Annotated in this window: 13 protein-coding genes; 11 read left to right on the top strand and 2 right to left on the bottom strand. The window is 59.5% G+C overall.

The annotated features are described in order from the left end of the window. Nucleotides 1–44: 44 nt before the first annotated feature. From ALO80_RS23320 to ALO80_RS23330, 3 genes are all read left to right on the top strand, one after another. Entirely contained in the window at nucleotides 45–2,741 is a 2,697-nt protein-coding gene (locus tag ALO80_RS23320; RefSeq protein WP_055010694.1) for a [protein-PII] uridylyltransferase, read from the top strand. 51 nt (nucleotides 2,742–2,792) lie between these two features. After that, on the top strand, nucleotides 2,793–3,986 hold the full coding sequence (dapC, locus tag ALO80_RS23325) for a succinyldiaminopimelate transaminase (protein WP_055010695.1): 1,194 nt from the start codon (nucleotides 2,793–2,795) through the stop codon (nucleotides 3,984–3,986). Nucleotides 3,987–4,117: 131 nt separating this feature from the next. After that, on the top strand, nucleotides 4,118–4,966 hold the full coding sequence (locus ALO80_RS23330) for a matrixin family metalloprotease (protein ID WP_055010696.1): 849 nt from the start codon (nucleotides 4,118–4,120) through the stop codon (nucleotides 4,964–4,966). A gap of 157 nt (nucleotides 4,967–5,123) precedes the next feature. Here the strand turns inward: ALO80_RS23330 and ALO80_RS31440 are convergent, their stop codons facing one another. Then, nucleotides 5,124–5,354 carry a hypothetical protein gene (locus ALO80_RS31440; RefSeq protein ID WP_054986444.1) on the bottom strand — a complete coding sequence of 77 codons (231 nt, stop codon included), beginning with the start codon at nucleotides 5,352–5,354 and terminating at the stop codon, nucleotides 5,124–5,126. Nucleotides 5,355–5,587: 233 nt separating this feature from the next. Between ALO80_RS31440 and ALO80_RS23340 the strand changes: the two genes are divergently transcribed. From ALO80_RS23340 to ALO80_RS23355, 4 genes are read left to right on the top strand one after another with little or no spacing between them, the layout of a single operon-like run. After that, entirely contained in the window at nucleotides 5,588–5,935 is a 348-nt protein-coding gene (locus ALO80_RS23340; protein WP_055010741.1) for an ArsC family reductase, read from the top strand. 47 nt (nucleotides 5,936–5,982) lie between these two features. Next, nucleotides 5,983–7,017 (top strand): 2,3,4,5-tetrahydropyridine-2,6-dicarboxylate N-succinyltransferase, encoded by a 1,035-nt coding sequence (gene dapD, locus ALO80_RS23345; RefSeq protein ID WP_055010697.1) that lies wholly within the window; start codon nucleotides 5,983–5,985, stop codon nucleotides 7,015–7,017. A 59-nt stretch (nucleotides 7,018–7,076) separates the two neighbouring features. Continuing rightward, nucleotides 7,077–8,282 carry an aminotransferase class V-fold PLP-dependent enzyme gene (locus ALO80_RS23350; RefSeq protein ID WP_055010698.1) on the top strand — a complete coding sequence of 402 codons (1,206 nt, stop codon included), beginning with the start codon at nucleotides 7,077–7,079 and terminating at the stop codon, nucleotides 8,280–8,282. After that, nucleotides 8,279–8,686: a SufE family protein gene (locus ALO80_RS23355; protein WP_055010699.1), complete on the top strand. Its 408-nt coding sequence runs from the start codon at nucleotides 8,279–8,281 to the stop codon at nucleotides 8,684–8,686. Before ALO80_RS23350 ends, ALO80_RS23355 begins: the two co-directional genes overlap by 4 nt. Here the strand turns inward: ALO80_RS23355 and tcdA are convergent. Beyond that, a complete protein-coding gene (tcdA, locus tag ALO80_RS23360; RefSeq protein WP_055010700.1) occupies nucleotides 8,677–9,507 on the bottom strand; it encodes a tRNA cyclic N6-threonylcarbamoyladenosine(37) synthase TcdA in 831 nt (276 codons plus the stop codon). The two genes, ALO80_RS23355 and tcdA, sit on opposite strands and share 10 nt — an antisense overlap. 211 nt (nucleotides 9,508–9,718) lie before the next feature. Here tcdA and dapE point away from each other — a divergent pair, with 211 nt between their 5' ends. The 4 genes from dapE to plsB all read left to right on the top strand — a co-directional run bounded on the left by dapE (nucleotide 9,719) and on the right by plsB (nucleotide 14,749). Beyond that, nucleotides 9,719–10,870 (top strand): succinyl-diaminopimelate desuccinylase, encoded by a 1,152-nt coding sequence (gene dapE, locus ALO80_RS23365; RefSeq protein ID WP_055010701.1) that lies wholly within the window; start codon nucleotides 9,719–9,721, stop codon nucleotides 10,868–10,870. Continuing rightward, entirely contained in the window at nucleotides 10,870–11,679 is an 810-nt protein-coding gene (locus ALO80_RS23370) for a putative RNA methyltransferase (protein WP_055010702.1), read from the top strand. Before dapE ends, ALO80_RS23370 begins: the two co-directional genes overlap by 1 nt. Nucleotides 11,680–11,698: 19 nt before the next feature. Continuing rightward, on the top strand, nucleotides 11,699–12,076 hold the full coding sequence (locus ALO80_RS23375) for a hypothetical protein (protein ID WP_054986710.1): 378 nt from the start codon (nucleotides 11,699–11,701) through the stop codon (nucleotides 12,074–12,076). A 171-nt stretch (nucleotides 12,077–12,247) separates the two neighbouring features. Beyond that, nucleotides 12,248–14,749: a glycerol-3-phosphate 1-O-acyltransferase PlsB gene (plsB, locus tag ALO80_RS23380; protein ID WP_055010703.1), complete on the top strand. Its 2,502-nt coding sequence runs from the start codon at nucleotides 12,248–12,250 to the stop codon at nucleotides 14,747–14,749. Nucleotides 14,750–14,782: the final 33 nt, after the last annotated feature.

Consider the following 14,782-nt stretch of genomic DNA (forward strand, 5'->3'; position numbering starts at 1 on the left):
CCCGATACATCACTTGCACAGCCCGACGTGAGGAATACTGCTCCATGCCGCAGGTAGATCCAGACTTGTTCGATCGTGGCCAGTTCCAGGCCGAACTGGCCTTGAAAGCCAGCCCCATCGCTGCGTTCAAGAAGGCTATCCGCAAGGCGAGAGACGTCCTTGATGATCGCTTCAGGTCGGGACGCGACATTCGTCGACTGATCGAAGACCGGGCGTGGTTTGTAGATAACATTCTGCAGCAAGCCTGGGACCAGTTCGAATGGAGTGAAGACGCCGATATAGCACTGTTGGCAGTGGGCGGCTACGGGCGTGGCGAGCTGCACCCGTACTCGGACATCGATCTGCTGATCCTGCTGGACAGTGATGACCACGAAGTCTTCCGCGAACCCATCGAGCGGTTTCTGACGCTGCTTTGGGATATCGGCCTGGAGGTCGGGCAGAGCGTGCGCTCCGTCAATGAGTGTGCACAGGAAGGCCGGGCCGACCTGACGGTGATCACCAACCTGATGGAGAGCCGCACCATTGCCGGCCCCGAGCACCTGCGCCAACGCATGCTGGAAGTCACCAGCACACGCCATATGTGGCCGAGCAAGGAGTTCTTCCTCGCAAAACACGCCGAACAGAAAAAGCGCCACCACAAGTACAACGATACCGAATATAACCTGGAGCCCAACGTCAAGGGCTCGCCCGGCGGCCTGCGCGACATCCAGACCATTCTCTGGGTTGCGAGACGCCAGTACGGCACGCTGAATCTGCACGCTCTGGCGGGTGAGGGCTTTCTGCTGGGCAGCGAAAACGCCCTGCTGGCCTCCTCCCAGGAGTTTTTGTGGAAAGTGCGCTACGCGCTGCACATGCTGGCCGGACGATCCGAGGACCGGCTTCTGTTCGATTATCAGGTTCGCATCGCCGGATTGCTGGGCTATGAAGACAATGATGCCAAGCTCGCCATAGAACGCTTCATGCAGAAGTACTACCGGGTGGTCATGAGCATCGCCGAACTCAGCGATCTGATCATCCAGCATTTCGAAGAAGTGATTCTTTCCGACGACAGCGGTACACCACAGCCGATCAATTCACGCTTCCAGCTGCACGACGGCTATATAGAAGCCACCCACCCGAATGTTTTCAAGCGCACCCCGTTTGCCATGCTCGAGATTTTCGTGCTCATGGCCCAGCATCCCGAGATAAAGGGTGTGCGCGCCGACACCATTCGCCTGCTGCGCGAACATCGGCACCTGATCAACGATGACTTCCGCAACGACATTCGCAATACCAGCCTGTTTATCGAGCTGTTCAAGTGCGAGATCGGCATCCATCGCAACCTGCGGCGGATGAACCGTTACGGCATTCTCGGGCTGTACCTGCCGGAGTTCGGCCATATTGTCGGGCAGATGCAGCATGACCTGTTCCACATCTATACCGTCGATGCGCACACGCTGAATCTGATCAAGCACCTGCGCAAGCTGCAATACACCGAAGTGTCGGAAAAATTTCCGCTGGCAAGCAAAATCATGGCGCGCCTGCCGAAGCCGGAGTTGATCTACCTGGCCGGGCTGTATCACGACATCGGCAAGGGCCGTGGCGGCGATCATTCGGAGCTCGGCGCAATAGACGCACAGGCGTTCGGCACACGCCATCATCTGCCTGCCTGGGACAACCGCCTCATTGTCTGGCTGGTGAGCAACCATCTGGTGATGTCGACCACCGCACAGCGCAAGGATCTTTCCGACCCGCAGGCCATTCATGATTTTGCTCAGTTCGTCGGTGACGAAGTGCACTTGGACTATCTGTATGTGCTGACCGTCGCCGACATCAACGCGACCAACCCGACGCTCTGGAACTCATGGCGGGCCAGCCTGCTGCGCCAGTTGTACACCGAGACCAAGCGCGCCTTGCGTCGCGGCCTGGAGAACCCGGTTGATCGCGAGGAGCAGATACGTCGCACCCAGACCGCAGCGCTGGACATTCTGGTCCGCAACGGCACCGACCCTGATGACGTAGAGCAACTCTGGTCGGCGCTGGGCGACGATTATTTCCTGCGGCATACCGCTGGAGACGTGGCGTGGCACAGCGATGCGATTCTGCAGCAGCCAGCCGACGGCGGCCCGCTGGTCCTGATCAAGGAAACTACCCAGCGTGAATTCGAGGGCGGTACGCAGATATTCATTTACGCTCCGGACCAGCATGATTTCTTCGCGGTGACCGTGGCGGCAATGGATCAGCTGAACCTGAACATTCATGACGCACGCATTATTACGTCCAGCAGCAAATTCACACTCGACACCTACATCGTCCTCGACAACGAGGGCGGCTCGATCGGCAACAATCCGGAACGCATTCAGGAAATCCGCGATGGCCTGAGCGACGCCCTGCGCAACCCGGATGATTACCCGACAATCATCAAACGCCGCGTGCCACGCCAACTCAAGCACTTTGCTTTCGCACCGCAAGTCACCATCCACAACGATGCCCAGCGCCCGGTGACCGTGCTGGAACTCCTCGCCCCTGATCGCCCCGGCCTGCTGGCGCGCATCGGCAAGATTTTCCTGGAGTTCGACCTGTCACTGCAGAACGCGAAGATTGCTACCCTGGGCGAACGCGTGGAAGACGTGTTCTTCATCACCGACGCTAACAATCATCCACTGTCCGACCCACAGTTGTGCAGCCAGTTGCAGGACGCAATCGTCAAGCAACTGAGCGTCAACTCAGAGCCCGGAAGCGATTTGCGGATCAGCATATGAAGGCTCGGCCAAACGAATCGACTCAACGCAGCCCATTGAGGAACACGCTCCATGAATAACGCCATGCAACTGCTTCAGCCCTACCCCTTCGAGAAGCTGCGCGCCTTGCTGGCCGGGGTAACCCCCAACCCGGAAAAGCGCCCTGTGGCATTGTCGATTGGCGAACCGAAGCACCGCTCGCCCGATTTCGTCGCCAGAGCGCTGGCAGACAACCTTGATCAGATGGCGGTTTATCCGACCACACTGGGTATCCCGGCGCTGCGCGAGGCCATCGCCGGCTGGTGCAGCCGTCGATTCGACGTACCGCAGGGCTGGATTGATCCGGCGCGCAATGTACTGCCGGTCAATGGCACGCGCGAGGCGCTGTTCGCATTCACTCAGACGGTGGTCAGTCGCAGCGATGACGGCCTGGTAATCAGCCCGAACCCGTTTTATCAGATCTACGAAGGCGCAGCGTTCCTGGCGGGAGCTCAGCCGCACTATCTGCCGTGCCTGAGCGATAACGGTTTCAATCCCGATTTCGATGCAGTCAGCCCGGACATCTGGAAGCGCTGCCAAATCCTCTTCCTGTGCTCGCCGGGCAACCCGACCGGGGCACTGATACCGGTTGAAACACTGAAAAAACTCATTACCCTGGCCGACGAACATGACTTTGTCATCGCTGCGGACGAGTGCTATAGCGAGCTGTACTTCGACGAACAGACCCCGCCGCCAGGCCTGCTCAGCGCCTGTGTGGAACTGGGTCGCCAGGATTTCAAGCGCTGCGTGGTATTCCATAGCCTGTCCAAGCGCTCCAATCTGCCTGGTCTGCGCTCAGGTTTCGTGGCAGGTGACGCGGAAATTCTCAAGGCCTTCCTGCTGTATCGCACCTATCACGGCTGCGCCATGCCGGTCCAGACTCAACTGGCCAGCATCGCTGCCTGGAATGACGAGGAGCACGTACGTGCCAACCGTGACCTGTATCGTGAAAAGTTCGACGCTGTACTCGACATTCTCGCGCCAGTGCTCGACGTTCAACGCCCGGACGGTGGTTTTTACCTGTGGCCGAATGTCGGCACCGATGACGCTGCATTTTGCCGCAATCTGTTCATCGATCAGCATGTAACTGCAGTACCGGGCTCGTATCTGTCCCGCGAGGTCGATGGCGTCAACCCGGGTGCCGGCCGTATTCGCCTGGCGCTTGTGGCACCACTGGCCGAGTGCATCGAAGCCGCCGAACGTATTCGCGCATTCGTGAGCAAATAAGGCGACGCCCCGGCAGAATGCCCCCGTTGCATGCAGTATGCGGCGGGGTAATTAATTACCACCTGCCCTCCCTTGCCGCACCTTACCTTCAACCTTCATTTTTCACGCTTCCTGACAGGAGGCGAACCACCATGAAGGTCACTCCCATGCCTGCACCCACCAGCACCCAAAGCGTCAAGCTGCCTGCATCCTGTGCAATGCGCAGCGCAACTGATTATCAGGCCTCGTATGACGCCGCAATTCGCGAAAACCCTGCCAACGCGGCAATCACTCCCACCTACGAATCAGAAACGGGCTATGGCGTCGAGGCACCAGAACACCAGGCGCGCCTCCTGGTCTCGTTCACCCGTTACTGGGCACGAGGGCGAACCCTGAAGATTCTTTTTCAGAAGAACCCTCCAGCCATCCTTACAGCGCCCATTGTCGAAGCGGCAAAAAAATGGCTGCCTCACGTAAACCTCAAATTCGAGTTCGTGACGGACGGGGCAAGCGATATCCGAATCGGCTTCAACAAGCATTTGAACTGGAGCGCCATCGGGACCGACAGCCTACTGAACGGGCAGAATGAGCCCACCATGGAGTTCAACATCATGGAGCTCTATACCGCGGACCTGAAACCGCTGCCTGAATTGACGCGCATTGTGCTCCATGAGTTCGGACACGCGCTGGGGGCGGTTCACGAACATCAGCATCCCCAGGCCAACATCCCCTGGAACGAACCGCTTATGCGCTCCCTGCTTGCGCAGACCGGATTGAGTGATGACGAGATCAATGCCAATTTTTTCGACAGGTACGAGGCCGCCGACTTCCATTATTCAGCTTACGACCGTGACTCCGTCATGCATCTGGATGTCCCCAACGGCCTGACACTCGGCGACTTCGAGATCATCAACATCGGCAAGACGCTCAGCCCAAAGGACATCGAAGCGATGAGCGCCATCTACCCGGACCGCGAAAACTCGAAATTTGAAGCGCCCTGACAAGACGTTGCATGAGGATCTGCCGATTTTCAGGCAGTGAATGAGAGCGATGCCTGCGGGGCACGGGGTAGCCCAGCCACCCCCGTCAGTAACCGTCTGCGCTCCCGCGATTCATCCGCTTTGCCCGCGCAGCGCGATGATTTTGCAGCAATGACGGTTACTGCCGGGTTCGCAATTTTTCCGCCACCCACCCGACCGCCCAGCTCACCGGGTCATGAGACTGCATGGGCAGCAACGGTTTTCCTTCGCGGGCGGCCAGCCTGCCTTGTGTCTCGGCCTCACCATGAATCCAGAGTGTACTCTGCTTGAATCCCTCGGCACGCTGACGTTCCCTGTAATAACGCTGCCGGACAAGCGCTTCTTGACGCTTCTTCTCTTGTTCAGACATAACGCACCCAGACTTTAAATGGAAACCAATAATTGCCCGCCACGGCCAGCCACTCAAGCGTGAGAGGGTGAAGTTTTCTTAATGGTGGTTAGCGTTATTATCTAGTTTTTGTTCAGTCTTTGTACCAACGCTGTCACAACACTGAATGGCCTGACGTGGCATAATGACCGGCTGGATTGCAAGGAGAGAACGTGGGGAGTATCGAGCATAATCAGCCGCCCCGCCCGAAAACAATGACTTACACTCTATTTGGCATCAAAGCCTGCGATACCATGAAAAAGGCCCGTACCTGGCTCGACGATAACGCCGTGAGCTACGAATTTCATGACTACAAGACACAGGGCATCGACCATGAGCACCTGAAGCAATGGTGTGATGAACACGGATGGCAGGTAGTGCTGAATCGCGCAGGCACTACTTTTCGCAAGCTCGACGACGGACAAAAGGCCGATCTCGACCAGGCGAAAGCCATAGAACTGATGCTCGCGCAACCGTCCATGATCAAGCGCCCGGTGCTTGATCTGGGCAATAAAACCCTGATCGGCTTCAAGCCCGACCTGTATGCAGCGGCTTTACAGTAAGCCCGTGCGCTACTGAAAGCCCCTCGATAAAGCCAAGAGGTATTTACATGTCTACTACCCTGTTCAGCCTGGCCTTCGGCGTCGGCACTCAAAATCGCCAAGGCTCATGGCTTGAAGTATTTTACGCTCAGCCCCTGATCAATCCTTCTGCAGAACTGATCGCTGCCATCGCGCCTGTCCTGGGTTACACAAGCGGCAACCAGGCAATCACATTCAATGTGGATCTGGCGTACAAGCTGGCCGAAGCGGTCAAGTCCGTGGACACTACCCAGGCCGCACTGCTGACCCGTCTGGCTGAAAGCCAGAAGCCGCTGGTCGCGACCCTGCTGGCTGAAGACGCCACACTGACGTCGACCCCTGAGGCTTATCTCAAGCTGCACCTGTTGTCGCATCGACTGGTCAAGCCGCACGGCCTGAACCTGGCAGGTATCTTCCCGCTACTGCCGAACGTAGCCTGGACCAGCCAGGGCGCAGTCGACCTGACCGAACTGGCCGAACGCCAGCTCGAAGCTCGCCTCAAGGGCGAGCTGCTGGAAGTGTTCTCGGTCGACAAATTCCCGAAAATGACCGACTACGTCGTGCCGAGCGGCGTTCGTATCGCTGACAGCGCCCGCGTGCGCCTGGGTGCTTACATCGGTGAAGGCACTACGGTGATGCACGAGGGCTTCGTCAACTTCAATGGCGGCACCGAAGGTCCGGGCATGATCGAAGGCCGCGTTTCTGCAGGTGTATTCGTCGGCAAGGGCTCGGACCTGGGCGGCGGCTGCTCGACAATGGGTACATTGTCCGGCGGTGGCAACATCATCATCAAGGTCGGTGAAGGCTGCCTGATTGGTGCCAACGCGGGCATCGGCATTCCGCTGGGTGATCGCAACACCGTGGAGTCGGGCCTGTACGTGACCGCAGGTACCAAGGTCGCGCTGCTCGACGAAAACAATGAGCTGGTCAAAATCGTCAAGGCCCGCGACCTGGCCGGCCAGAACGACCTGTTGTTCCGTCGCAACTCGCAGACCGGCGCAGTGGAATGCAAAACCCACAAGTCGGCCATCGAACTGAACGAAGCACTGCACGCTCACAACTGATGCTGTGTGCGGGTTCAAGGCTCCCGACCTTGAACCCGCCTCCACATGCTGGACGAACAATGCCCCTCATTTCTCCCTGGAGTGATGATTTTCCTGCCATCGCCGCTCTGCAACGGCAAGGCCAGACCTATCTGGACAACGCTGCTACCACGCAAAAGCCTCAGGCGCTGATCGATGCCCTGACTCATTACTACGTCAACGGTGCCGCCAATGTGCACCGTGCCCAGCATCTGCCCGGCGCACATGCCACTCAGGCGTTCGAGGCCAGCCGTGGCAAAGCGGCCCGCTGGCTGAATGCGGCCGAGAGTGGACAGATCATCTTCACCCACGGTGCCACGTCGGCGCTCAACCTGCTGGCCTACGGACTGGAACACGGTTTCACTGCGGGCGACGAGATCGCCATCAGTGCATTGGAACACCACGCCAACCTGCTGCCGTGGCAGCAACTGGCTCAGCGTCGCGGTCTTAAACTGGTCATTCTGCCGCTTGATCCTGACGGTGTGATCGACTGTGATGCGGCGGCCAGCCTGATCGGCCCACGCACACGACTGCTAGCGGTCAGCCAGCTCTCCAACGTGCTGGGCACCTGGCAACCGGTTGCCAGGCTTATCGCACTGGCCAAGGCACAAGGCGCGCACACCGTGGTGGACGGCTCACAAGGCGTGGTGCATGGACGCCAGAATGTGCAGGCGCTGGGTTGTGACTTCTATGTATTTTCCAGCCACAAGCTTTATGGCCCGGAAGGACTGGGCGTGCTATACGGACGCAACGAAGCACTGCAGAGCCTGATGCACTGGCAGTTCGGCGGCGAGATGGTGCTGACCGCCGAGTATCAACACGCAAAATTTCGACCGGCACCTCTGGGGTTCGAGGCGGGCACCCCGCCCATCGCCAGCGTGATCGGTCTGGGCGCTACGCTGGCCTACCTGGACAGCCTCGATCCTCAGGCGGTCGCAGAACATGAAGCCAGACTGCACCGTCGCTTGCTTGAGGGTTTGCAACAGCGGGACGGCATTCAGGTCCTGGGCTCGCCGGACCTGGCACTGGTCAGCTTCGTCGTCGAAGGCATTCACAATGCCGACCTTGCCCACCTGCTGACCGAGCAGGGCATTGCCGTGCGAGCCGGTCATCACTGCGCGATGCCGCTGTTCAAGACCCTTGGCCTGCCAGGCGCGATCCGGGTGTCTCTGGCGCTGTACAACGACTCGGACGATCTGCTGCATTTCTTCAGCGCACTGGATCAGGCACTGGAGTTGCTTCGATGAACCTGCCCGCATTGGCGCAAACTGCGCTCGACAATTTCACCCGGCTGCAAGGCTGGGAGCAGCGCGCACGCCTGCTGATGCAATGGGGTGATCAACTTGCCCCACTGAGCGACGGAGAAAGGACCGATGACAATCTGGTGCACGGCTGTGAAAGCAAGGTCTGGCTGACTGGCGAAGTCAGCGACAACGCCTGGCTGTTTCGGGCAGCGAGCGACGCCCGTCTGATTCGCGGTCTGGTGGCGCTGCTGCTGGCGCGTGTCAACGGCCTGTCCGACCGAGAGCTGGCAGCCGTGGATTTACCTGACTGGTTCAATCAGTTGGGCCTCGCCCGCCAACTCTCACCCTCGCGCAGCAATGGCCTGAATGCAGTGCTGCAGAAAATGCGTCAGCTGACTCAAGCCTGATCGGGCGCGGTCACCGCTGGCTTGATCCGCTCTGAAGGGCGTCGCGTGCCTGCAACCAGTTTGTCCACTGCACGCGTGGCCGCCACCATGCCGAACGTCGCAGTCACCATCATCACTGCGCCAAAGCCGCCAGCACAGTCAAGTTTTACACCCTCACCGACGAATTTCTTTTCCAGACAAATGCTCCCATCCGGCTTGGGATAACGCAGCTGTTCGCTGGAAAACACACACGGGACACTGTAGTGGCGGTTCGGCGTGCGTGAAAAACCATAGTCCCGACGCAGGGTCGAGCGAACCTTGGAGGCCAGCGGGTCATTGAAGGTACGGTTGAGGTCGGCTATCTGAATCAGGGTCGGATCGATCTGCCCACCGGCGCCCCCGGTGGTGACCATCTGGATCTTGCGCCGCTTGCACCACGAAATCAGCGCAGCCTTGGCGTTGACGCTGTCGATGCAGTCGATCACGAAGTCCATGTCCGGGGTAATGCACTCGGCCATGGTGTCACGGGTCACGAAATCGGCCACAGCGTGCACGATGCAGTCGGGGTTGATCGCACGAATGCGCTCGGCCATCACCTCGACCTTTGATCGACCGACCGTGCCGTCCAGCGCGTGTAACTGGCGGTTGCTGTTGCTGACACACACGTCGTCCATGTCGAACAATGAAATCTCGCCCACGCCACTGCGCGCCATGGCCTCCGCCGCCCAGGAACCCACGCCGCCGATACCGACCACCGCCACATGAGCCGCGCGCAGGCGCGCCAGCCCCTCAATGCCATACAGACGGGCGATGCCGGCAAAACGTGGATCTTCTGCGCTCATGATCAATACCTCAAAAACCGGCGCGCATTATAGGGTTTTGTCGGAGGTAAGACACCCGGCTTGTTCTCTGACAATGCTCAGCGCAACCCGCCCTGCCCCGTCCACTGTCCGACATATCCACAGCGCACAATAAACGACGGCCCCGGGTCGTCGTTTTGCTTTAAGATATCCGCCTTTTCGCGCCCGAAGTCTTGCTACCGGAGTTCTGTACATGACTGCCCCTACCGACCTGTCGCCCACCCTCCAACTTGCCTGCGATCTGATCCGCCGACCTTCAGTGACGCCGGTCGATGCCGATTGCCAGACGGTGATGATGCAACGCCTGGGCGCTGCCGGCTTCAAGCTGGAGCCGATGCGTATCGAAGACGTCGACAACTTCTGGGCCACACATGGCACAGCAGACGGTCCGGTGCTGTGTTTCGCCGGCCATACCGATGTGGTTCCGACCGGTCCGGTGGAAAACTGGCAGAACGATCCGTTCGATGCCTTGATCGACGAGCAGGGCATGCTCTGCGGACGCGGCGCAGCAGACATGAAAGGCAGCCTGGCGGCCATGCTGGTAGCCGCCGAGCATTTTGTTGCCGATCACCCGGATCACAAGGGTTCGGTGGCGTTCCTGATCACCAGCGACGAAGAAGGCCCCGCGCATCACGGCACCAAAGCGGTCGTCGAACGCCTGGCAGCACGCAAGGAGCGTCTGGACTGGTGCATCGTCGGCGAGCCTTCAAGCACCACACTGGTGGGCGACGTGGTCAAGAACGGCCGTCGCGGTTCGCTGGGGGGCACCCTGACCGTACGTGGCAAACAGGGGCATGTGGCTTACCCGCATCTGGCAAAGAATCCGATTCACCTGGCCGTTCCGGCCCTCGCCGAACTGGCCGCAGAGCACTGGGACCACGGCAACGACTTCTTTCCGCCAACCAGCTTCCAGATCTCCAACCTGAACGCAGGCACGGGCGCGACCAATGTCATTCCAGGCGATCTGGTGGCAGTCTTCAACTTCCGCTTTTCAACCGAATCGACAGTCGAAGGCTTGCAGCAGCGCGTCGCCGCCATCCTCGACAAGCACGAACTGGACTGGCACGTGAACTGGGCGTTGTCGGGCCTGCCGTTCTTGACCGAGCCAGGCGCGTTGCTGGACGCTGTTTCGTCCAGCATCAAAAGCGTCACAGGCCGCGATACCAAAGCCTCTACCAGCGGCGGAACCTCTGATGGTCGTTTTATCGCGACCCTCGGCACGCAAGTGGTCGAGCTGGGGCCGGTCAACGCCACGATCCATCAGGTCAACGAGCGAATTCTGGCCAGTGATCTGGACGTGCTGACCGAAATCTACTACCAGACCCTGGTCAAGTTGCTCGCCTGATGCTGACCTGCCCGATCTGCTCAGCGCCACTCAGCACCGCCGATAACGGCGTAGTCTGCCCGGCCAATCACCGCTTCGACCGTGCACGCCAGGGTTATCTGAACCTGTTGCCGGTGCAGCACAAGAACAGCCGCGACCCGGGCGACAATCAGGCCATGGTCGAAGCACGGCGGGACTTCCTCAACGCCGGGCATTATGCGCCGGTGGCCCGACGGCTGGCTGAACTGGCCGCCGAGCGATCTCCTGCTCACTGGCTGGACATCGGCTGCGGCGAAGGTTATTACACCGCGCAAATAGCCCAATCCTTGCCTCACGCCGACGGCTATGCACTGGACATCTCTCGTGAGGCCGTGAAACGCGCCTGCCGCCGTGCCCCCAGGCTGACCTGGATGGTCGCCAGCATGGCTCGCGTTCCTTTGCCGGATGCCAGCTGTCAGTTTCTGGCCAGTGTGTTCAGCCCGCTGGACTGGCTCGAAGCCAGGCGGCTGCTGACTCCGGGCGGCGGACTGATGCGGGTAGGCCCGACCAGCGAGCACCTTATGGAGCTGCGTCAGCAGCTGTACGATGAGGTCCGCGATTATGCCGACGACAAGCATCTGTCGCTGGTGCCACCCGGCATGCAGTTGCAACACAGCGAAACCCTGCGTTATACGCTGAAGCTGATCGATGGCCAGTCCCGCGCCGACTTGCTGGCCATGACGCCCCACGGCTGGCGAGCCAGCGCCGAACGCCGAACGGCTGTCATCGAGCAAACAGGACCTTTCAAGGTTACCGTTTCCATGCGCTACGATTATTTCGTGCTGCAATAAGCATTCAACAGAGGCACCCATGCGCCAACCCGATATCGAGATTTACCTGAAAGACGAAGACGTCGACCACAAGGCCATTGCCCAGTGGCTGAACGTTGCACTGGGCCCTTGCAGCGACTGGAAGCAGAAAGGCCAGACCTGGAAGTGCACGGCCGGCACTGTCGCCGTGACCTGGCTGCCCAAAGCTGTCGGCAAATGGAACAGCCTGCACCTGGACAGTGACCAGACCCCGTGGGAAGACGACATCGCCTGCGCTCGCGCAGCATTCAAGGCGCTGAATGTCGAAGTGCGCTGTGCACCCGGCACCTGGGTTGAAGAAGAAAGCGATGAAACCGCCGACCGCTGGATACGCGTCAGCGCCGATGGCGAAGAAGAGATCACCTGGCGCACGTCGTAAACCGTTCGCCGTGACGGCATGAATGCATGCCGTCGTCGCTGCGCGCAAAGGTCGCCATTCACTCGTTGTCTCTTCCCCGGAAACACCCGCCACTTTTGCCGATCGCGTCGGGATACGTCACACTGACGCCCATCTCGGGCAGCCGCCCGTCCCTCACTCAGCAGAAGCCGTATGACCCGTTCTCCGTTCCGTCGTCTTGTGTTCGGCACCCTGCGCCGGTTGTTGTATCTCTGGGTTCGCTCGGAAACCATCAATCAGTCATCTTTTACGCTCAACCTGGACCGCAGCCGTCCGGTGTTCTATGCCTTGCAGTCGCCGTCGATCAGTGATCTGGCGGTGATCGACACAGAGTGTCGCAAAGCCGGCCTGCCTCGCCCGGTACTGTCGGTCGCGGTCGGCAACCTGATCGAGCCCGCTGCTTTTTTTTATCTGACCCCCGCACCCGACTGGCTCGGCCGCCAGGACAAACGCGGCGCACCGCCGACCCTTGAGCGCCTGGTCGCAGCCGTCAGCCAGAACCCCGGCGAAGATGCGCAGATCATTCCGGTCAGTGTGTTCTGGGGCCAGTCGCCTGACCGCGAGTCCAGCGCCTGGAAGCTGTTGTTTGCCGACAGCTGGGCCGTGACGGGTCGACTGCGCCGTCTGGTCAGCATTCTGATTCTGGGCCGCAAGACCCGCGTACAGTTTTCCGCCCCCATTCACATGCGCGAACTGGTAGGTGAAAACAAAGGTTACGAGCTGACGCTGCGCATGACCCAGCGGCTTTTGCGCGTGCATTTCCGCAACCTGAAAAGTGCCGTGATCGGCCCGGACGTTTCACACCGGCGCACCGTGGTCAAAGGCTTGCTCGACGAGCCACTGGTCAAGCAGGCGATCATCGAAGAAGCCGAGCGGGAAAAGATCACCCAGGAAAAGGCTCGGGAACGGGCGCTGGGTTACGGCAATGAGATCGCTTCGGACTATACCTACTCCGTCATCCGCTTCATGGAAGTGGTTCTCAGCTGGTTCTGGAACAAGATTTACGACGGTATCAAGGTCAGCCACATCGAAGGCGTTCAGGAAGTCGCGCCGGGCCATGAAGTCATTTATGTGCCTTGCCACCGCAGCCATATCGATTATCTTCTGCTGTCCTACCTGCTGTTTCGCAATGGACTCACGCCGCCGCACATCGCTGCCGGTATCAACCTGAACATGCCGGTCGTCGGTAGCCTGCTGCGCCGTGGCGGGGCATTTTTCATGCGCCGTACGTTCAAGGGCAACCCGCTGTACACAGCGGTGTTCACCGAGTACCTGCATACGCTGTTCATCAAGGGTTTTCCGGTCGAATACTTTGTCGAAGGCGGTCGCTCGCGTACCGGGCGCATGTTGCAACCCAAAACAGGCATGCTGGCCATTACCCTGCGCAGTTTCCTGCGCAATTCGCGAATGCCCATTGTGTTCGTTCCGGTGTACATCGGCTATGAACGTGTCCTGGAAGGCCGTACCTATCTGGGCGAGCTGCGCGGAGCCACCAAGAAGAAAGAATCGATCTTCGACATTTTCAAAGTCATCGGTGCACTGAAGCAGCGTTTTGGCCAGGTTTCGGTGAACTTCGGTGCCCCTATCAAGCTGGCCGAGTTCCTCGATGCCGAACAACCGGACTGGCGCGAGCAGGAACTGACACCGCAATACCGCCCTGAATGGCTGAGCGAAACCACACACCGGCTGGGTGAGCGTGTGGCCCAGCACCTGAATGAAGCAGCTGCCGTCAACCCGATGAATCTGGTCGCCGTGGCGTTGTTGTCGACACAACGGCTGGCGCTGGACGATCAGGCCATGGAACGTGTTCTCGACCTCTACCTGACGCTGCTGCGCGCCGTACCGTACTCTCCGCACACCACGCTGCCGGAAGGCGATGGCCGCTCACTGATCGAGCACGTCAAAGGCATGGATCTGCTCGCCGAACAGAAAGATGCGCTGGGCAAGATTCTGTACCTGAACGAACAGAATGCGGTCTTGATGACGTACTACCGCAACAACGTCTTGCACATCTTCGCCCTGCCCTCACTGCTGGCAAGCTTCTTCCAGAGTTCGTCACGTATGAGCCGCGAACAGATCCTGCGCTACACGCGTGCGCTGTATCCGTTTCTGCAATCGGAACTGTTCATTCGCTGGCCGCTGAACGAGCTGGATGAGGTCGTCGATCAATGGCTGGCTGCGTTCGTGGAGCAAGGCTTGCTGCGCTTCAAAAAGGACGTCTACGTGCGCCCGGAGCCAAGCTCTCGCGAGTTCGTGCTGCTGACCCTGTTGTCGAGGGCTATCGCGCAGACCCTACAGCGCTTCTACATGGCAATTGCCTTGTTGCTCAACAGCGGGCAGAACACACTTAGCCCCGAGCAGCTCGAAGACCTGTGCACGGTCATGGCCCAACGCCTTTCTATCCTGCATGGCCTCAATGCGCCCGAGTTCTTCGACAAGAGCCTGTTCCGGCACTTCATCCAGACGCTTCTGGACCTGGGCGTGCTACGCAAGGACAGTGCCGGCAAGCTGAGCTATCACCCGATGCTGGGCGAACTGGCAGAAGGTGCGGCAAAGCGGGTATTGCCTGCCGAAATCCGCCTGTCGATACGGCAAGTGGCGCTGCACAGCAACGAAGAGGAGCTGGACGCAGGAAGCGACCAAGGGATTACGTAGGGCTTTTCCGTAAGTGGCCAGGGATCTTTAGAC

Source organism: Pseudomonas caricapapayae (assembly GCF_001400735.1).
In the GTDB taxonomy this organism is placed as follows: Bacteria; Pseudomonadota; Gammaproteobacteria; order Pseudomonadales; family Pseudomonadaceae; genus Aquipseudomonas; species Aquipseudomonas caricapapayae.